Annotated in this window: 22 protein-coding genes; 8 read left to right on the top strand and 14 right to left on the bottom strand. The window is 44.8% G+C overall.

Annotated elements, in window-relative coordinates; all coding sequences use genetic code 11:
* Positions 1-45 precede the first annotated feature (45 nt).
* Positions 46-270: a hypothetical protein gene (locus WB308_RS07750; RefSeq protein ID WP_424190612.1), complete on the top strand. Its 225-nt coding sequence runs from the start codon at positions 46-48 to the stop codon at positions 268-270.
* A complete protein-coding gene (locus WB308_RS07745; RefSeq protein ID WP_424190610.1) occupies positions 257-520 on the top strand; it encodes a type II toxin-antitoxin system RelE family toxin in 264 nt (87 codons plus the stop codon). Before WB308_RS07750 ends, WB308_RS07745 begins: the two co-directional genes overlap by 14 nt.
* 212 nt (positions 521-732) lie before the next feature.
* Here the strand turns inward: WB308_RS07745 and amt are convergent, their stop codons facing one another.
* The 10 genes from amt to folD all read right to left on the bottom strand — a co-directional run bounded on the left by amt (position 733) and on the right by folD (position 9819).
* Entirely contained in the window at positions 733-2559 is a 1827-nt protein-coding gene (gene amt, locus WB308_RS07740) for an ammonium transporter (protein WP_424190608.1), read from the bottom strand.
* A gap of 326 nt (positions 2560-2885) precedes the next feature.
* Positions 2886-4322, bottom strand: a complete 1437-nt coding sequence (locus tag WB308_RS07735) for a leucyl aminopeptidase (protein WP_424190606.1) — start codon at positions 4320-4322, stop codon at positions 2886-2888.
* A complete protein-coding gene (locus WB308_RS07730; RefSeq protein WP_424190604.1) occupies positions 4303-4896 on the bottom strand; it encodes a DedA family protein in 594 nt (197 codons plus the stop codon). Before WB308_RS07730 ends, WB308_RS07735 begins: the two co-directional genes overlap by 20 nt.
* A 9-nt stretch (positions 4897-4905) precedes the next feature.
* Positions 4906-6105: a tryptophan synthase subunit beta gene (gene trpB / locus WB308_RS07725; RefSeq protein ID WP_424190602.1), complete on the bottom strand. Its 1200-nt coding sequence runs from the start codon at positions 6103-6105 to the stop codon at positions 4906-4908.
* Positions 6105-6653, bottom strand: a complete 549-nt coding sequence (locus WB308_RS07720; RefSeq protein ID WP_424190600.1) for an adenine phosphoribosyltransferase — start codon at positions 6651-6653, stop codon at positions 6105-6107. The genes trpB and WB308_RS07720 overlap by 1 nt, the downstream gene beginning before the upstream one ends.
* 22 nt (positions 6654-6675) lie before the next feature.
* Complete coding sequence (locus tag WB308_RS07715; RefSeq protein WP_424190598.1) at positions 6676-7008, bottom strand: hypothetical protein; 333 nt, start codon at positions 7006-7008, stop codon at positions 6676-6678.
* 3 nt (positions 7009-7011) lie between these two features.
* The gene (gene rpiB / locus WB308_RS07710; RefSeq protein WP_424190596.1) at positions 7012-7449 is read right to left on the bottom strand and encodes a ribose 5-phosphate isomerase B; all 438 of its coding nucleotides are present in this window, start codon (positions 7447-7449) and stop codon (positions 7012-7014) included.
* An 8-nt stretch (positions 7450-7457) separates the two neighbouring features.
* Positions 7458-8135: a site-2 protease family protein gene (locus tag WB308_RS07705; RefSeq protein ID WP_424190594.1), complete on the bottom strand. Its 678-nt coding sequence runs from the start codon at positions 8133-8135 to the stop codon at positions 7458-7460.
* Entirely contained in the window at positions 8122-8958 is an 837-nt protein-coding gene (lepB, locus tag WB308_RS07700) for a signal peptidase I (RefSeq protein ID WP_424190592.1), read from the bottom strand. Before lepB ends, WB308_RS07705 begins: the two co-directional genes overlap by 14 nt.
* 3 nt (positions 8959-8961) lie before the next feature.
* Positions 8962-9819: a bifunctional methylenetetrahydrofolate dehydrogenase/methenyltetrahydrofolate cyclohydrolase FolD gene (gene folD / locus WB308_RS07695; protein ID WP_424190590.1), complete on the bottom strand. Its 858-nt coding sequence runs from the start codon at positions 9817-9819 to the stop codon at positions 8962-8964.
* A gap of 68 nt (positions 9820-9887) precedes the next feature.
* Here folD and WB308_RS07690 point away from each other — a divergent pair, with 68 nt between their 5' ends.
* The 5 genes from WB308_RS07690 (at position 9888) to WB308_RS07670 (ending at position 13974) form a co-directional block, all read left to right on the top strand.
* Positions 9888-10250 (top strand): cytochrome c, encoded by a 363-nt coding sequence (locus WB308_RS07690; protein WP_424190588.1) that lies wholly within the window; start codon positions 9888-9890, stop codon positions 10248-10250.
* Complete coding sequence (locus tag WB308_RS07685) at positions 10219-11151, top strand: HpcH/HpaI aldolase/citrate lyase family protein (protein WP_424190586.1); 933 nt, start codon at positions 10219-10221, stop codon at positions 11149-11151. Before WB308_RS07690 ends, WB308_RS07685 begins: the two co-directional genes overlap by 32 nt.
* A 164-nt stretch (positions 11152-11315) precedes the next feature.
* A complete protein-coding gene (locus WB308_RS07680; RefSeq protein ID WP_424190584.1) occupies positions 11316-11570 on the top strand; it encodes a type IIL restriction-modification enzyme MmeI in 255 nt (84 codons plus the stop codon).
* Positions 11533-12984: a DUF2971 domain-containing protein gene (locus WB308_RS07675; protein WP_424190582.1), complete on the top strand. Its 1452-nt coding sequence runs from the start codon at positions 11533-11535 to the stop codon at positions 12982-12984. Before WB308_RS07680 ends, WB308_RS07675 begins: the two co-directional genes overlap by 38 nt.
* A gap of 87 nt (positions 12985-13071) precedes the next feature.
* Positions 13072-13974, top strand: coding sequence for an ORF6N domain-containing protein (locus WB308_RS07670; protein ID WP_424190580.1), 903 nt, complete (start codon positions 13072-13074; stop codon positions 13972-13974).
* Between the two features lie 22 nt (positions 13975-13996).
* Here WB308_RS07670 and WB308_RS07665 read toward each other — a convergent pair whose 3' ends face one another.
* Positions 13997-14665 carry an energy transducer TonB family protein gene (locus WB308_RS07665; protein WP_424190578.1) on the bottom strand — a complete coding sequence of 223 codons (669 nt, stop codon included), beginning with the start codon at positions 14663-14665 and terminating at the stop codon, positions 13997-13999.
* Positions 14666-14725: 60 nt separating this feature from the next.
* Positions 14726-15586, bottom strand: coding sequence for a hypothetical protein (locus tag WB308_RS07660; protein WP_424190576.1), 861 nt, complete (start codon positions 15584-15586; stop codon positions 14726-14728).
* Positions 15587-15778: 192 nt separating this feature from the next.
* Between WB308_RS07660 and WB308_RS07655 the strand changes: the two genes are divergently transcribed.
* A complete protein-coding gene (locus tag WB308_RS07655; RefSeq protein ID WP_424190574.1) occupies positions 15779-16051 on the top strand; it encodes a hypothetical protein in 273 nt (90 codons plus the stop codon).
* Positions 16052-16054: 3 nt separating this feature from the next.
* Here the strand turns inward: WB308_RS07655 and WB308_RS07650 are convergent, their stop codons facing one another.
* The gene (locus tag WB308_RS07650; protein WP_424190572.1) at positions 16055-16936 is read right to left on the bottom strand and encodes a DMT family transporter; all 882 of its coding nucleotides are present in this window, start codon (positions 16934-16936) and stop codon (positions 16055-16057) included.
* Between the two features lie 75 nt (positions 16937-17011).
* The gene (locus tag WB308_RS07645; protein ID WP_424190570.1) at positions 17012-18454 is read right to left on the bottom strand and encodes a hypothetical protein; all 1443 of its coding nucleotides are present in this window, start codon (positions 18452-18454) and stop codon (positions 17012-17014) included.
* Positions 18455-18482 lie beyond the last annotated feature (28 nt).

Below are 18482 nucleotides of genomic sequence, written 5' to 3'. Positions count from 1 at the left end.
CATCATGATGTAGTTGTGCTATAATGCACTAAAAAAGGAGATAGTATGAGTGTACGTACCACCATTACCCTCGATGAGGACATCCTCAAACTCCTCAAACTCAAAGCAGTAGAGACCTCCGAATCGCTCTCCTCACTCGTCAATAATATCGTTATCGACGCTTTTAGAGAAGATAGCGGTGACCTTAAAGCGTTTGAGGAGCGAAAAAACGAAGAGACCTTATCGTTCGAGTCGTTTTTAAAACAGCTGGAAGCTAATGGCAAGCTATAAAATCGAGATCAAAAAATCGGCGGTAAAAGAGATCGAGAATCTCCCCTCGGTGATTTTGAAAAGGGTCGTTACCCATATCCAGGAACTCGCCAATGATCCCAGACCGCTCGGGTGCAAAAAACTGAGCGGGGATGAAAAATATCGCCTCAGAGTAGGGGATTATCGGATTTTGTACGAGATCGAAGATGAGATTGTGATGGTGTATGTCGTCAAAGTAGCACACCGAAAAGAAGTTTATCGGATGCTTTAGGGCTGGATAAGCACCGTTCGTGGTGAGCCAGTCGAACCATGAACATTCTACCCTTCGACTGACTCAGGGCGAACGGGAATTTATTTACAATGCTCCATAAGCCACTTAAGGCTCATACGGACGCCCGCACCCGTTCCGCCGTAGGGTTTGGACGAGATGTTGCAAACGTTTACCAGATCGCTTTTGATCAGTATGTGGGATTCATGTACTGCTTACCAGCAGCAGACACGGTTGCGCCCAAGCTCTTTGGCCTGATACAATGCTTTGTCGGCCTGTTCAAACAGGAGATCGAAATCGATACTGTCGTTTTTCGGACTGCTTACGCCGAAAGAGCAGGTTATATGTTCGACGGTGCTAAAACGGTATTCCTCGATACTTATACGGATTTTTTCAGCTAGACGCTCTGCAAATACAATATCGAGAGTATTGATAACCATAATAAACTCTTCACCTCCCCATCGTGCGACTTTATCGCTTTCCCGTACGGTCTTTTTAAGAACGAGGGCAAGCTCTTTGAGGACAGTGTCGCCGACACTATGGCCAAACGTATCATTGATGGATTTAAACTTGTCAATATCGATGATGATTACGGAAATTTTCTGGCTAAATGGGGATGCGGATTCGATGAATTCCATCAGGCCGCGGCGGTTAAGCAGTGTGGTAAGGGGATCGCATTGCGCTTTTGAACGTAGAAGGAGATTATTGTTTTTGAGTTCCACCTGTTTGTTATGCAGGATTTCGAGAAGATGGTTAAAAAAACGTGCAACAATACCCACTTCAGTATCGCGTTCTTCATAGATTTTGGTCTGTAGATTACCTGTTTTCATAATGTGAATAATACTTTCGATGGTCTCGACCCAGGGAAGCTTCGCTTGATGTTCCGTTACATTCAGTCCAATCACTTCATTCCGCCGCGAGACACGAAGGCTGTTAAAACGATGGAGGAGCAAGAATAACACGACTCCGCTTCCGAAAGCAAAAATGAATGCGCTGATGATTCCAAGCGATTGAATCCCGATAAACTCCAGCCTGTTCATCCCCTCTTTTAGCGGGGCGAAGAGTCCTACCGCCAGCGTACCCCATGCCCCGCCAAATCCATGAATCCCTACTACACTCAGAGGATCGTCTACACGGAATTTGTGCAGCAGTATCCAATCGAAAAAATACATGACAAATGCCGAAACAAACCCGACGAAAGCCGCTTCGAGCGTTGTCAATTCGGCACATCCGGCAGTTATCCCGACCAGCCCCGATATGATCCCGAAACTGAATAACTCGACACCGACCCCTTTTTTTTGAAACAGACTGATAAGATACGCGCCGAAACCGCCGAATGAACCGGAAATGAGGGTATTAAGCAAAATGATGCTCGCCGATGAGTTAAAAGCAAGAAGACTTCCCGCATTGAAAGCAAACCATGCGAACCACAGGATAAAGACACCGAAGACGATAAAATTGTGGTTGCTCGGTGCGAAGTTTTTGATTTCCCCTTTCCGGAATTTCCCCAGACGCGGTCCAAGTATGATGGCACCAGCGAGTCCGATCCATGCTCCCATCGAATGGACGACCGTTGATCCGGCAAAATCGATAAAACCCAGCTGTTTCAGCCACCCATTTTCACTCCATGCCCAGTGCCCGAAGAGGGGATAAATCAACGAAATGACGACAATGGATACGACGATGTAACCGTTGAATTTCATCCGTTCGGCAACGGCGCCGGAGACAATTGTGATGGAAGTCGCCGCAAACATTGCTTCGAAGAAAAAAAAGCCGTTTTGAGCTGGATTGCTGCCGTCGATGAGAAAGTCGGATATACCTAAAATCCCTCCCATATCGCTCCCGAACATCAGTCCGAAACCGATGATCCAAAAACATATTACGCCGAAAATAGTATCAATGAGATTTTTCATAGCGACATTAATCGTATTTTTTGAACGGACGGCACCGGTTTCGACCATTGCAAAACCAAGCTGCATGGTAAAAATCAAAATACCGCTCAATACTATCCAGAGGAGGTCAATATCATGATACTGAGGCATTCAAATCCTTCGCAGTTATTGTGAAATACGAGTCAGGCAAATGCATTGCAGGCCACATGCTATTCTCAAAGATTTATACAATAATTAATATATGCATATTATGTTCTAATGGTTGTTATTTTGAAAAGAAACACCTATTCAAGGACCGGAATTCAGTGCTTTTTGCGTTTGGGAGGTTGGCAGTTTTATTTCAGACGGGAGTTCCCGATTGAGTTGGGAACTTCATAGAGGTCCTTGTGCCCTTTGGGTATGACGAGAGATCGTTCGCCCTGAGCGAGTCGAAGGGTGAATGTTCATGGTTCGACGGGCTCACCACGAACGGGAATTTATTTGCAGTTTTCCATAAGCCAGTTGAGTGTCATACGAACTCCCGCACCTGTTCCGCCATAGGTATGAACATCCCATGCGCTTTCGGTATAGGCGCTTCCTGCAATGTCGAAGTGTACCCATTTCTCTTTCATATCCTCATCGATGAAGTTGTCAAGGAAGAGGGCCGCCGTGATCGCTCCGCCATACGGTTTGGACGAGACGTTGCAGACATCGGCGAGATCGCTTTTGATCAGCTTTTTCAGATGGCGGTTAAACGGTAAAATACCGCAGTATTCGCCCGATGCGGCTCCCGCTTCGACCCACGCTTCTTTGAGCGCGTCATTGTGTCCCATAACGCCCGTCGTATAGGGTCCCAGGGCTACCATACACGCTCCGGTCAACGTCGCGTAGTCGAAGATATAGTCTGCTTTGACGTTTTCCTGCGCATAGCCCAGAACGTCGGCGAGGACAAGACGCCCTTCGGCATCGGTGTTGCGTACTTCGATCGTTTTGCCGTTTTTGGCACGGAGTACGTCATCGGGTTTGTAGGCGTTTCCGCTGATCATATTTTCAACCGCTCCGACAAACGCGTGCACTTCGATATCGAGGTTCAGTTCACTGATGGCTTTGATGATTCCCATGACGGCGCATCCGCCGGCTTTGTCCATTTTCATTGTCACCATCGATGCTGCCCCTTTAAGGCTCAGTCCGCCGCTGTCATAGGTGAGCCCTTTGCCCACAAGGGTGATGACTTTACGCGGATTTTTCGGTTTATAGGCCAAATGGATCAGGCGCGGAGGGTGGGCAGAACCACGTCCGACGGAGAGCATTGCAAACATTTTTTCTGCTTCAAGGCCGTTAACATCGAGGATCGTACATTCAAGATTATTGCTTTTTGCCAGAGCATCCGCGGTGATGGCCATCTGCTGCGGTGTCATATCATCGGGGGTTTGATTGACCAAATTACGGACATAGTTGGTTGCCTTCGCAATGACGAGGGTTTGGCTTAAAATCGCTTCGAGCGCATCCAAATCATTCACACTGCCGTCGTAATTTTCATGGGAAAAGATGACGTCGATGAGTTTGGACGGTTTTGGTTCTGATTTGTAGCGCTCAAATTTATAGCTTCCCAAAACGACCCCTTCGATCAATGCACGAAAGCGTTCAGGGGTGTATTGGGCACATTTGAGCGTGGTGTAAGCATAATTCATGGCGGTTTTGATCGCTGAAGCCATGGCCGATCGGTAGAATTCATCGCTCTCTATGGTGTCGATTCCGCACACAAGAATACGGTGTTCATGCAAGGCACAGAGCTGTTCTTGTTCGGCTTTAAAACCCGCTTGGGTTAAAAGGGCACGGTGCGGATGCGTTTCGAATTGTTTAGGGGTTACAAATTCTAACGTTAGGTCAGCACTGATGAGAGAGAGGGGTTGATTAACGAGTTTGACGTTCACGGCGTTTCTCCAAAAGTTTTTTTTCAATTCGGTTAAAAGTAAAGACAATGCTTCCCACAATCGTCAACACCAAAGGAACGGCAAAGTACCAGTGGGCTTTGATCCATGCAAGGAGTTTGAGCAGTTCTTCCCCGAAATAATAGGCGGGAATGATCGTAAGCGACGCCCAGAAGATAGCGCTTATAAAATTGATAAGTGCAAAATCTCGGGCAGAATACTTGGTTAAGCCGATCGCCATCGGGATGACGGTACGCATCCCGTACATATAGCGTTGGACGAAGATGATGGGCCAGCCGTATTTTTTAAGGAGCAGATGGGCGATCGCAAATTTACGGCGCTGGGTATGGAGCTTTGTATAAATGTAATTTTTATTGTAGCGTCCGATATAAAAGTAGATCTGATCCCCGACAAACCCCCCTAAAGCACCGACAATCAGGGCAATGGGTAATACCATATCGCCGGTATGCGACATGATTCCGGCCATGACCAGCCCAAGTTCTCCCTCGAGAATACTCCATCCAAAAAGGACAATATAGCCATACTCTTTAAGCCATTCAATAAATAGATGCTCCACCGCTATCCTTTAGTTGTCAAAATTCAATATTTGTTTGGCTTGAATCATGTCTTTGTCTCCGCGTCCGGAGAGGTTGACGATAATAAGCTTATCTTTGATGTCGGACATTTTTTTCAAATAGGCGACGGCATGGGCGGTTTCAAATGCGGGGATGATCCCCTCAGTGCGGCTGAGCCATACAAAGGCGTCTAAGGCCTCTTGGTCGGTAATGTTATCGTAGCTTACCGTATCGTTCTCTTTATGAAAGGCGTGTTCCGGTCCGATTCCCGGATAATCGAGACCGGCGGAGATCGAGTGGGCTTCGAGAATCTGTCCGTCTTCGTCTTGGAGGAGATAGCTCATTTGTCCGTGCAACACTCCGGGACGCCCTTTGAGAAGCGAACAACCGTGTTTATCGGTTTCTACCCCCAATCCTCCCGCTTCGATTCCGATACAGCGTACCTCTTTGTCTTCCAAAAAGTGTTGAAACGTTCCGATCGCGTTGGAACCGCCGCCGATGCAGGCGATGACGTAATCGGGTAGACGATTCTCTTTTTCCAAAATCTGAGCGCGGGCTTCGCATCCGATAATCGCCTGAAAATCGCGTACCATCATCGGATACGGATGCGGACCTGCAATGGTTCCAATGATGTAGAAGGTATCACGCGCATGGGTGACCCAGTGGCGGATCGCATCGTTCATCGCATCTTTGAGGGTTTTGGAACCGCTCTCGACGGCGTGGACTTTGGCACCGAGAAGCTTCATACGAAAAACATTCAGCTCCTGACGTGCTACGTCTTTGGCTCCCATGAAAATTTCGCATTCCAAACCGAGCAACGCCGCGATGGTTGCGGTGGCGACACCGTGCTGACCCGCTCCCGTTTCGGCAATGACCTTTTTCTTGCCCAGACGTTTGGCCATCAACCCCTGCGCAATGACGTTGTTGACTTTGTGGGCTCCCGTATGGTTCAAATCTTCCCGTTTGAGATAGATTTTGGCTCCCAATTCTTCAGAGAGATTGGCCGCATAATACAAGGGGCTTGGGCGGCCGACATAGTCTTTGAGGTATCCGTCTACCTCTTTCCAAAAGGTTTCATCAAAACGGATCTCTTTGTAAGCGGCTTCCAGTTCCAAAAGAGCCGGCATCAAGGTTTCAGGGACATAACGTCCTCCGAAGATGCCAAAATGGCCATCAACAGGATCAAATTTTGAGGGGCTAGGGATATACATCAATCGACTCCAATCACGGTATAGACTTCAACAAGATCACGCAGTTTGGATTGGCCGCTTAAAAAATCCAGACCCATCACAAAACACGCTTCAACACACTCTGCACCGACTTTATTAATCAGATTGGCCGCTGCATAGGCCGTTCCTCCGGTCGCGATCAAATCATCGATAAGAAGGACTCGGGGAGCATCGACTCCCGAAAACGCATCGATATGGATTTCTACTTCGTCAACACCGTATTCCAGAGAGTATTTTTCGGATACGGTCGTGTAGGGGAGTTTTCCTTTTTTGCGGATGGGGACGAATCCGACCCCTAACATTTGGGCGAGTGTTGCACCGAAAATAAACCCGCGTGCGTCAATCCCTGCAACATGAGTGAGATTATAGGGGGCATAACGCTCACGCAAATGGCGCATGAGTACACCGTAGGCCTCTTTGTTTGAGAGGAGGGTGGTGATATCTTTAAACACAATGCCCGGTTTTGGGAAATCGGGGATATCCCGAATCGCATTGATTAAAATGGTTCTCTCACTGATACTGAGGCTCATAAAAATTTCCTTGATAAATTGGTTAAATCAGTGCGTCGATACGCCCTTCAAGCTCTTTGATCTTATTTTGGAGGCGGTCGGTTTCGGAACGGTGTTTCGAGTTACGCTGTTTGAGCGATTTGAGTTCATTGCGAAGATTGTTGAGCTCTTCGCTCAAAATATCAACATTTCCCAATGCACGCTGGAGTTGAATTTGATATTTTCGGATCAGTACTTCAGCCTCTTTGAGGGTCAGTTTCATCATTTCACTGCTACGCTGTTCTTTAACGGTAATACTGCGAAAATAGAACATTTTGACTAAAAAGAAAAGGGCACCCAGTGTAACGATTGTAAGCAATGACCACTCTAAAAACATCGTTTATCCTTGTATGGCCTCTATTTTGTCTACTCGACCGCAATGGCGGCCCCCTTCGAATTTTCCGGCAATCCATGCATCGAGGATCGATTCGGCAACCCCTTGCCCTACGATACGCTCTCCGAAGCACAGCACATTGGCATCATTATGCCCCCGTGCTACGCTCGCGGTGTACGCATCGTGGCACAGTGCGGCGCGAATGCCATGAAAACGGTTGGCGGCCATAGACATTCCGATACCTGAACCGCAGATCAATATCCCTTGTGAAGCAGGGTCGGCGAGGACATTTTCGCACACTTTGACCGCATAATCGGGATAATCGACGCGATCTTTGGAAAAAGGTCCTAAGTCGATTACGTCATGTCCTTTGCTACGAAGGAGCTCTACGGTAAAGTCTTTTAGATCGATTCCGGCGTGATCGGTGGCAATGTAAAATTTCATAACTCTCCTTAGTTCAATAATAGATTTAACAGCGCTTGGATGGGCCACATAACCAACGGGATTTTAAGCGGAGTAACCAATATGATGATGATAACAATCATTCCATAAGGTTCGGCTTTGGCGAAAAATTCGGCAACGGCACGTATTTTGTATTTTAGACTCAGATAACTGAGAAAATGGGCTCCGTCAAAGCTTGGAATCGGGAGGAGATTGAAGACTGCTAAAACGACATTGATCAAAAGCAGTTTCATCACGAAAATATAGCTGAACAGATAGGCGATTCCATCAGCTTCGCTCGGCTGTGCCATCGAGAGGAGGATAACGGAAGAGAGGGTTGCCAAAAAAAGATTGTAAGCGATTCCGGCGAGGCTTACCTGCATCGCGGCATTGTAGCCGCCGTTGCGTATGACGGTATGGGTATTTACCGGAACGGGTTTTGCCCATCCGAATAAGAATCCGCTGGAAGCCCCCAGAAGCATGGGAATAAAGTAGGTCATCAAAGGGACGAGAATCGAGCCGAACGGATCGATATGGATGAGAGGATTGATGCTCAGCCGCCCTTGGTTTCTCGCGGTATGGTCTCCGTATTTGTAGGCGACCCACCCGTGCATAATCTCATGACCGATAATGGCGATGAGAAGAGCGATAATCGCCGCAGCGATTTCGAGCATATCAATAGAGTTCATAATTATTAGCGTCTTCGCGTACTCTTTCTGCTACAGCACGGCTTAGAGGTTCTTTTTGTTCCAAATCACTCGGTGTTTTTCCGATACGATCCCATCGAACTTCATAATTGTCATCTAAACTGAAATAGACAAACCACGGAGTTCCTTCGATCAAACCGTAAGGGACGCTTCCCCAAAATCGACTGTCATTGGAGTGGTCGCGGTTGTCTCCCATCATGAAGTACTCTTTATCCGGGACAACGGTAGGGGGAAAGTCGAAAATGAAATCACCGTTTTGAATGAATGCGATATTCGGATCGTCTTTAGTGATACGCTCATCATGGTGGATCCCGGGATGCTCTTTGGTATAAGGATCTTTGACCCAGAGTTTGCCATCTTGTTCGATTAATTCATATCCGGGAAATGCTTTTTTAGCGTAGTCATTTCCCTCTCTCGGATGGAGATAGAGTATTTTGTCTTGCAAAAACAGCTCATCTCCCGGGAGGGCAACACACCGTTTGACATAGTGCAGCTGCGTATTGTTCGGGTAACGGAAGATGACGATGTCGCCGCGTTTAGGCTCATCACCGTCGATAATATGTCCGTCAGTTCCCGGAATCAGAGGAATTTCGAGAAAGGGAAGATGGGGGGTTGAAATTCCATACGCAAATTTTTTCGCGAAAAGGTGGTCACCGACGAGCAAAGAATCTTTCATCGATCCGCTGGGGATTCGGAACGCCTGGGCAACAAAAAAGATAACGAAGAGGACGATGATGATCGTCCCGGTCCAGCTATTGGAAAAGCGGTAAGCACCATGAGCGGCGTTGAGGATTTTTTTCTTCAAGGATTATTTCTCTTCTTGTGCGTGAATTTTTGCGGCTTTGAGGGTGTTGCTGAGCAACATGGCGATGGTCATCGGTCCAACACCGCCGGGAACGGGGGTGATATACGACGTTTTCGGGGCAACGGCATCATAATCGACATCGCCGACGAGACGGCCGTCGCTTGCACGGTTGATTCCGATATCGATAACGATGGCATCAGAGCGTACCATATCTTCTTTGATGAGGTTGATAACTCCGGCTCCGACGAGGACAATATCCGCAGCAAGGGTGTGTTTTTTCAAATCATCGGTAAAAATATGACAAATTTCAATCGTTGCATTGGCATTTAGCAAGAGTGCCGCCATCGGTTTTCCGACGATATTGGAGGCACCGACGATACAGCAGTTTTTCCCTTTGGGATCGATATTGTATTCCGCCAGGAGTTCCATTACCCCAAGCGGAGTGCACGGAACGAATCCGTCAAGTCCCGTAGCCAAACGTCCGACGTTGTAGGGATGAAATCCGTCAACGTCTTTGGACGGGGCGACTACTTCGAGGATTTTGGTGGTGTCGATATGTTTAGGAAGGGGGAGTTGAATCAAAATCCCGTCGATGTTGGGGTTTTGATTCATCATCTCGATGGTTTTGATAATGGCTTCTTGGGAAATGTCATCGGGCATTTCGTGGGTGACGGAATAAAATCCGGCACGGTCACATGCCTTTTTTTTCATTCCGACATAGGCTTGGCTCGCAGGATCATGACCGACTAAAATAACCGCCAACCCGGGAACTCTTCCCGTCTGAGATTTGAGTTCTTTGGCTCCGAGAGAGACCTTTTCTTCGATTTTTTGTGCGAGCGCTTTGCCGTCAAGAATTTGCATTTAATCACCGTCAAATTGTTTTTGGGTATGATAGCGAGTAAAGACTAATAATTGGTTAAAGGGATCAGGTGCGCTGGATTTTTCTTCTATTTTTGACATTTACATTCTCTAAGGCCGAGTCGTTTATTACGAAAGAAGAGTATGCTGCCGGACTTTATCATAACCCAAGAGGGGTTGGGTGTCATTTGTGTCACGGAGAGAAAGGGGAGGGGAAACTGATCGCCCGCTATAAAGAGAAAGGGGAAAATAAGATTTTCGCCGGTAAACCGATTCATAAACTCTCGTTTCGGGAGTTTTATGAGAAAGTAAACAGCCGTATTATCGGAATGCCCCGTTATTATCTCACGGATACCGAGATACAAACCCTTTATTATTATCTCCATCGCGAGGAGTTCAAACGTGCCGCTCAACAACCCCGAAAAGCTCACTGACCTGATCGCCTCGGGCGATAGTGAGACGTTAAACGCGTTAGCTATCCCCGTAAGACGAGAGCAAAACCGCTCTTTATCCTTCCGTTCTGCCATGATGCTCTCCACCCATAACCTCAAACACCTCTCGAAAATCCCGACATTAAGTGCCGAATGTCTGATGCTCAATCTCGAAGACGGGGTGAGTCCTGAACAAAAGCCGTATGCGTTGGCCTTGTGCGCGATGACCCTGGCTTCCCTCCCTCAATACGATAAAAATCTGGTCGTCCGGGTCAATCCCCTCGACGAGGGGGGTGCGGAAGAGATCCTCTTTCTGAACCCTTTCATGCCTGATGCCATTCGGGTTCCTAAAATACGGAGCGTAGCCGATGTACGGAGAATCCTTACCCTGGTGAACAAAGAGATCGACATTCATCTCTCCATCGAGACCAAAGAAGCCTGGCTGGCACTCTCGAATCTTGCCATCGATCCGCGGATCAAAGTCTATTATCTGGGTATTCTCGACCTCTTTGCGGATTTGGGACTCTCTCAGAGCCTTTTGACCCCTGAGAGTCCAACAGTGCAGTATATTTTGAGCCATTTCCTGGTGACCTCGCGTGCATGCGGTATCAAACCCGTTTCCTTCGTCTATCAAGATTATAAAAACAGTGACGGACTGCGCAACTGGCTCGAATTAGAGAAAGATATGGGATTTGATGCCAAAGGGTGCATCGCCCCGGCGCAAGTGGAGCTTATACACGAAATATTCGGACACAGCGAAGAAGAAATCGCCCGAAACCGTGAGATTGTCCGGCTCTTCGAAGAACATGCCGCACGGGGGATCAGCGGATTTGTCGATGAGCGGTACGGGTTTATCGATGAGCCGATTTATAAGGGTGCACTGGCGGTTTTAGGGCAGCGGTGATGTTTCTCCCGTCATACCCTATAGGGCACGAGGACCTCTTTGAGGTTCCGTGCTACGACACGGAATCTAGCTTTTTGTTTCATTCTGACATTTAATCTCACACTTTCTCATAATTTTTGTATAATAAGAGTTATTTACTAATTTGATATGAAAGTAACTCTTGTATGATAAGTTTAAGTGAGATTCGAAACCGTGCTGAGTTTCCTGATAGCTCCCTCGCTGATCTCTATAATCCGCTCACAATGCCTCCGAAACTGCTCAAAGCGCATGAAGCACTAGATCGTGCCGTCGATAAGCTTTACCGCAAAGAGGCTTTTAAATCCGACACCGAACGGGTGACGCATTTGTTTGAAATGAATAGGGCATTGACGAGTTTGGTGGATGAGCCGAAAAAACTTAAGAGAACTAAAAATGGCTAATAGGTTCTACAGATTTAGAAGCTGCAAAAGTATATTTGAATTTGAAGAGTTGCAAAATCAAGAAATTTATTTTGCATCACAAGAAGAACTTAATGATCCGATGGAAGGGTATCGAGATATATTTTGGCGTGGCGATAAAATCGTATGGAAAAATTTATTTAAACATTATCTTTTGTGTTTAGAGAGAGTAATGATGGTGTTGGCGGTAAATGGCGAAGAATATTGCAAAATAGATGAGAATAATATACCAATTTTTGCAGGTTTTGATGACTTTCCTACACCTATGTATAAAGAGTTATTTGAAAATATTGCATCAGATTTTTTTTCGGAATATAACGAATCAATAAAAAAAATAGCTACACGAACAACGCCAGTCAGAAGAGCTGAATTGCATTGGTATCTGAATGCAATTCATTTAACAGCAATCAAAATCATTCAAGAAAACTATGAAAAGTCGGGTTTACTTCCTAAACAAGAGAATTCAAATAATCAAATTTCAAATAGTTTGACAACAATTATTTCATTGGTTGATAGTATTGAACAAAATATTCTTGAAAATGGCGATGAAGATAAAATCGGTGTACTTTTTGATGTTGCCAAATATATTCAACTTGAAACAAAACTAATAAATAAATTTGCTATGATGAAAAATACTCCAAATAGAAACTTTGTTCTTATGGAATTTCCAGATAAGTATATTAATTGTTTAGAAAAACTTATGTATCCAAAGTGGTACACAGCGTGTTTTATGTCTGAAAAAGCAATAAATAATTCTTCTGTATGGGGACATTACGGAGATGGGCATAAAGGTGTGTGTTTAATTTTTGAATCAGACGAAAATAATTTTATAAACTTATACGGTAAAAACGGATGGGGTGGTTCAAAAAATAATATAAAGCCAAGCTTTGGATGGTCTAATAGTGAATTTCAAGAAATTAAATATCAAAAAGGTTTCGAGGAGATAGATTTTTGGAAATCACTTGGGAATTTGCCTATACCAATTTTAAATTCAACATGGTTTTTTGATGAACAAGCAAATAAAAGCGTAATATCTGATTTTATGCTTGGCACTAATGAAGATGAGTGGAGAAAGGTTTATTGGGAGAATTTTTATAGAGATATTACAATAAAACTTAAAGATTGGACGTATGAACAAGAATATCGACTAATTTTAACTACCCTGCTTGATAATGAGATAGAAGAGCAATATAGAAAGTTGAAATATGATTTTAGAAGCTTAAAAGGTTTGATTTTTGGGATCAAAATGTCTGAGGAGGACAAAATTAAAATCATCGAAATTATTGGGCAGAAATGTAAAGAAACAAATAGAACAGATTTTGAATTATATGAGGCTTATTATTCACATAAAGATAAAAATATACAGCATAGAAAATTAGGATTAAGCAAATTTTAAAATTTTAAAAATATATAGTCACCCTGCCATATTTTCCCCCATTTTTGAGCGACGGGATACAATGAAGCAAAATTTTAGGAACTACCGATGAACGAAGTTACTGCCTCCATCGACGACAGCATCAAAACCAAAATCTACACCATTCGCGGAATGCAGGTGATGCTGGATAGAGATTTGGCGGAGTTATATGGGGTAGAAACTCGCGTGCTCAATCAAGCCGTTAAAAGAAACATGGAGCGGTTTCCTGAAGAATTTATGTTTCAGCTTAGTGAAGATGAATATCAAAACTTGAGATCACAATTTGTGATCTCAAGTTGGATATCACAAAATGTGACATCCAAACAATATGGAGGTAGAAGATATTTGCCTTTTGTTTTTACTGAGCAAGGGGTATCTATGCTCTCAGCTGTCCTCAAAAGCGAAATCGCAGTAGCAATCAGTATAAAAATTATCAAAAGTTTTGTCGAAATGCGGAGATTTATCTCCAATAATGCACTGATATTTCAAAGACTTGATTCATTGGAGCAAAAACAATCCAAAACGGATGAAAAAGTTGAGGCGATATTCAATGCCATCGAAGATAAATCCATTAAACCGAAACAAGGTATTTTTTACGATGGGCAGGTTTATGATGCGTATGTTTTTGTATCAGATTTGATAAAAAGTGCCAATGAAAGTATTGTGTTGATTGATAACTACATCGATGAGAGTGTCTTGACGTTATTATCCAAACGAGATGCAAAGGTAAAAGCGACGATTTACACCAAAAATATCACTAAACAGCTCGAACTCGATCTGCAAAAATATAACACCCAATATCCGAACATAGTGCTAAAAAAGTTTGATTCCTCACATGATCGCTTTTTATTGATCGATGAGAAGGAAGTGTATCATATCGGAGCAAGTCTAAAAGATTTGGGTAAAAAGTGGTTTGCGTTTTCGAAGTTCGATATAGGTGCATTAAATATTTTGGAAAAATTAGAAAAATGATTTTTTATCCTTGTATTGAATGTTATTTGACGATAATATAAACCCGTATCCGCACCTTTGTCGGTTGTTCCGGTTTGGGGTATTTGGGATGGGCGAGGTTGATCATTTGCAGGGTTAGTTCATCGAGAGGGGTTCCGACTCGGTTTTTCTCCAAAGAGAGATCACGGATCGTTCCATCGGGGTTGAGGATGAATTCGACCACATTGTTGTCATTCGGGTCGACATCGTCATTCGGGCGTTCACGCAATAATCGGGTGCCGACAATCTCATTGATTTTACGGATTTTTTGAAGATTATCGATAATGTAGTGTTGTTCTCCTGCACTAAGATTAAAAAACTCCTCACCGTAGTGGTGGAGAACGGAGAAGGGGAGACTGTCGCGGTCGGCTTCGGTGATTGGTTGTAGTTCGACGGTGGGGGAAGGGTGTTGAACGGTTTCGACGGATGCAGGGGTATTTTGAGCCTTTTGTATTTTGGTCGGCTGAGGATGTACGGGTAGGACAGAAGAGGGCTCGGTACTTTCGGTGAATTCAGATTCTTCGCTCACGGTGATGCCGAAGTTTTTTTCTTTGTAATACGGTGTTTCATCCGAACTCTCTTTGGGTGTGATCCAAAACCAAACGCCACCCACTATCAGAACATGGATAAAGAGGGCGATAATAAGTGCCGAGAAAGGTCTGTTGGATTTCATTTTTTGATTATAACCGTTGAAAATCCAAGACGGTTAAAATCTTTGGATTAGAAGAGAGATTTAATACCCGGTAAGGTTGTACCAAACACGATAGCGAATCAGTGTTTTTTGCTGCGGTCGGGGGTATTTGGCGTAGGCGAGTTCGATCACCTCTTTGGTGGTGTCGTCGAGAATGGAGAGCTGGCTGTTTTTGAGAAAGCGCAAATCGGAAATACTGCCGTCGGGATGGAGGTAAAACTCGATCATATTGGTATCGTTGGTGCGGATATTATCGGGGATGCGGGAGCGGCCGTAGCGGTCTAATACTCCTTGGGTAATACGGCGCATCACCTCTTGGTTATCGAGGATGTATTTTTGCTCCCCTTCGGAGAGTTCGTTGAATTTATCGCCGTAGAGGCGTTGGATGCTGTCGGCGATTTTCGTCGAACTTCGGATCGGTCTTTCTTGGGCTGACGGGTCGGCTTTGGAGAGGCTGTCGTGAAGACTGAACTCTTTTTTGGAGAGCGTTTGGCGCTCAATGGCGGCGACGGGTTTCGCGACATGGCGCTCAAACGCTTGTTTGGGTTCGGCAATCGGCTCTGTGACCGGAGGCAAAGGTTTGCTTACTACAGCCGGGGCTGTTGGTTTTGGCACATGAGGCTTGGGCGAGGGCTGTGCATCCTTGATCATCTGTTCCCCGCGAGGGATCGGACGGCTTGGTCTGATTTTAGGGATATCGTTTTTAACAATCGCCTCTTTTTCCATACTTGGACGCTCTTTGATCGAGAGCCTGAACCGCTCTTCTTTGGGCTCGGGAGGTTTGGTCTGTGGGGGAGGAACGGGTTTGAACTGATCCAACAATAAAATCAGCAATAGGATGATGAGGTGAACCAAACAAGCGATTAACAGTGCGTAAAGAGAAAAAGATTGGGTTCGCTTCATGGTCTCAAAAAGTGTTTAGATAAGGCACGTTAGTGCGCAATGGGGGGAATTGTACCTTTAATTTGCTAATGAAAGTACGCGGTTGATGAAAAAGATTGTACAGATGCCCTATCCATCGGCTGAGAATCGATTCTGCAACGTTTATTTAAAAATATGCGCTATGATACAGGTTATTGAGTGGAGAAGTAAAGTATGCAGCGTTTTGTCTATTTAATCCTTTTTTTTATTATCGTTTTGATCATTAAAGCTTTTTTTGTCGATTCTTATTTGAAAGAGAAGTACGCATCCGAGGCGAACACTTCCGTTGAAACCGCTCAACCCGAAGAAGTGCAATCGGCACCGGTAGAGAATAATATCAGCGGAATGGCTGCAGAGAAAAAGAAAAATTCTTCACCTAAACAAGAAGGGATGCCTCTTGATCAGTTGGGGGACAGTATCGCTGAAAAGATTGAAGGAAAATTATAAAATTTACTTTTGACGAGAGAGTAAAATCCCGCTCAAAACGATCATAACGCCTCCTGCAACGACCATCGGGGTCGGTAATACATCCCCTAAAATAATGCCAAACAGTGTTGCAAAAAGGACAACCGAGTAACTCACGGTACTGATTGTTCCCGCTTTGGCATAGAAATAGGCGCGGGTCATGTAAATCTGACCGTAAGCAGCGGCGATTCCCATCAGAGCGATCCACATCCAATCCCTCCCCGTCGGCATAATAAAAGGGCTAAGAGCAAAAGCAAAGAAATCAGAGGTTGTGTATTCCGCAGCAATCATTAAAAACAGAGGGATAATAACCCCCGAAAGCATAAACGAGAGGACGACGGTCCGTTCGTCATAAAAGGCTTTGAGGCTTCGGACGCTCGTATAGGCCAAGGCGGAGAGAAATCCTGTCAAAATTCCCATAATATGGAGATAATCCCAATGTAAGCCGCTTAGCATGGCTACTCCCGCGAAACCGATGAAAATGGCGATGACAGCGTTTGCTTTGAGTTTCTCACCCAGTAGAAACAACGCGAGCAGAGCGGTAAAAATCGGTTCGGTTTTTGCATACACAATGGCGTTAGAGAGGGTCGTAGCCCCAATCGTATAAAAAAATGTCAGCAAGGCTACGGTTCCGATAACTCCCCGAAAAATGAGGGTAAAGGGTCTGCCTCCGACGTTATGGATCGGTTTGCGCAGAACAAAAAGAGCAATAACGATCAGTCCCATGGCGTTGCGCCAAAACGTTATTTCTACCGATCCCATGGAATCCGAGAGGAGTTTTGCAAACAGCATCGTGAGCGCAAATAAAAATGAGGCGGCAAGCATCAGTAAAATGCCGCGATGGGTATTGGAAAGAGATAGATTCATGGGAGAATTGTAGCATCAATAGCTTTTTGAGAACCTATGCCGCGGAAAGGAGGGTTTGAATGAGGGGAGGATTTTCTAATATTTTGCGAAGATATCGGAGATGTTCTGGATATAGGTCCGAGGGGGAACCCGAGTGGGGAGTAGGGTATCGACATGGAGTTTTTTTGCCCGTTCAAGGAGATCGTCGCTGCCGCTTTCGACGACCAGGACGATATGAATGACATCGGCCAATTGGAGTATTTTAAGGGTCGTAAGCAATTTTTTCAAGTCGGGAGCCTGATAATCGATAAAAATAAAATCGGGTATGTGTGTCCGGATCACTTCCATCGCTTTATCGTACGTAAGGGACGTTGAAATATCAATGTTTTTGTCGATCGAAGTGACGGCCGATTTGAATTTCAGCCCATCATCCGTTTCTGTACACAGATAAAGGACACCGCGACGGTGAAGCGATTCGAGATAGGGGACGAGTTCGATCAAAGATCGGTTTTCGCTTGATAGATTGTCATTGTTGAGCGACTGAAGATAATATTTCAGATACGAGAGAGTAGAAAGTTTCCCTTTGATGTTGGATTGTTGAAAGAAATTTTTGACCGATTCGGAATTTCGGGCCGTTTTCCACAGAAACATGTCGAATTGATAGGCGATTTTGTTGAGCAGTTGTGTTATTTTTTGATCAAAAATTTTAGCCTCTGCGACGTATTTAACGGTGAAACTTTCTTCATTTTCATTGATAATCATGTCGATGAATTGAATGAGCTTTAAATTTTCTTCTTCGAGGGTCCGTTTATGATGGATTTCATCAACGGCGATCGCTTTTACTCTGCTCAATTTAAGCTGTATAACGGGATAGTTTTCGGAAGTAGTAGGGGTTTTGTTGGCGATATGCTCGAGCTTCTCAATGGCATTTTCAGCGGAGTCAATGTTGATGTTGTGTTTGGAAATAGAGAGTTTATTGGCTTCAAGTTTGTTTTGGGCCGCTGTAAATTCTTCATGACGGTTGAGAAAAAGGTCATGAAAAGCCCGTTTGATGTATTTCGATTTTTGCTTGAAAGAGTCGTACAAACTGCTCAAGACCATAAGATCACGATGAAGAGTACTGAGGTTGCTTTCTTTAAGTTTTAAATCGATTTCGATCAAGTTGTTGTAGGTTGTCATCAAAAAACGGCGAAGTTTTAGAAAATCGACTGTTTTGGGAATCGATTCGTACTCGGAAAACTTTTTAAGTTGTTCGTTTGTTTTTTTAAAATACTGTTTGATAGCGGCTTCGGTCGTAAGGGCGATATCGTCAAACTCACCTTTTGGCGGAGCACTCTTTTGCACGGCAGATACGGTGATCTGTGACGCCTTTGCCTCTGCTACGATGAAAGTGACCTTCAGCTCACTGCAGGGGAGATGATCGGTATCTTTCCACCCCGAAAGGGTAAAAGGGTATTCGTCCTCTGTGGAGGTGATAATTACCCCTTCTTCCCCGATTTCGTCATAATAAAGGATGGTCCCCGATAAGGGTTCAGCCATAGGTTTCCCTCCGAGTCTCTCAATTGTC

Origin of the sequence: Sulfuricurvum sp. (assembly GCF_049587615.1) — a bacterium.
Taxonomy (GTDB): Bacteria; Campylobacterota; Campylobacteria; order Campylobacterales; family Sulfurimonadaceae; genus Sulfuricurvum.
The sequence above is the reverse complement of the archived record's forward strand: the minus strand, read 5'-3'. Positions and strand labels throughout refer to the sequence as shown.

Bases quoted from the DNA above. Each gene is read 5' to 3' on its own strand.
- WB308_RS07750 (WP_424190612.1), top strand. From the start codon at position 46: ATGAGTGTACGTACCACCATTACCCTCGATGAGGACATCCTCAAACTC.
- WB308_RS07745 (WP_424190610.1), top strand. From the start codon at position 257: ATGGCAAGCTATAAAATCGAGATCAAAAAATCGGCGGTAAAAGAGATC.
- amt (WP_424190608.1), bottom strand. From the start codon at position 2,559: ATGCCTCAGTATCATGATATTGACCTCCTCTGGATAGTATTGAGCGGT.
- trpB (WP_424190602.1), bottom strand. From the start codon at position 6,105: ATGTATATCCCTAGCCCCTCAAAATTTGATCCTGTTGATGGCCATTTT.
- WB308_RS07720 (WP_424190600.1), bottom strand. From the start codon at position 6,653: ATGAGCCTCAGTATCAGTGAGAGAACCATTTTAATCAATGCGATTCGG.
- WB308_RS07715 (WP_424190598.1), bottom strand. From the start codon at position 7,008: ATGTTTTTAGAGTGGTCATTGCTTACAATCGTTACACTGGGTGCCCTT.
- rpiB (WP_424190596.1), bottom strand. From the start codon at position 7,449: ATGAAATTTTACATTGCCACCGATCACGCCGGAATCGATCTAAAAGAC.
- WB308_RS07705 (WP_424190594.1), bottom strand. From the start codon at position 8,135: ATGAACTCTATTGATATGCTCGAAATCGCTGCGGCGATTATCGCTCTT.
- folD (WP_424190590.1), bottom strand. From the start codon at position 9,819: ATGCAAATTCTTGACGGCAAAGCGCTCGCACAAAAAATCGAAGAAAAG.
- WB308_RS07680 (WP_424190584.1), top strand. From the start codon at position 11,316: ATGATAAGTTTAAGTGAGATTCGAAACCGTGCTGAGTTTCCTGATAGC.
- WB308_RS07675 (WP_424190582.1), top strand. From the start codon at position 11,533: ATGAGCCGAAAAAACTTAAGAGAACTAAAAATGGCTAATAGGTTCTAC.
- WB308_RS07670 (WP_424190580.1), top strand. From the start codon at position 13,072: ATGAACGAAGTTACTGCCTCCATCGACGACAGCATCAAAACCAAAATC.
- WB308_RS07665 (WP_424190578.1), bottom strand. From the start codon at position 14,665: ATGAAATCCAACAGACCTTTCTCGGCACTTATTATCGCCCTCTTTATC.
- WB308_RS07660 (WP_424190576.1), bottom strand. From the start codon at position 15,586: ATGAAGCGAACCCAATCTTTTTCTCTTTACGCACTGTTAATCGCTTGT.
- WB308_RS07655 (WP_424190574.1), top strand. From the start codon at position 15,779: ATGCAGCGTTTTGTCTATTTAATCCTTTTTTTTATTATCGTTTTGATC.
- WB308_RS07650 (WP_424190572.1), bottom strand. From the start codon at position 16,936: ATGAATCTATCTCTTTCCAATACCCATCGCGGCATTTTACTGATGCTT.
- WB308_RS07645 (WP_424190570.1), bottom strand. From the start codon at position 18,454: ATGGCTGAACCCTTATCGGGGACCATCCTTTATTATGACGAAATCGGG.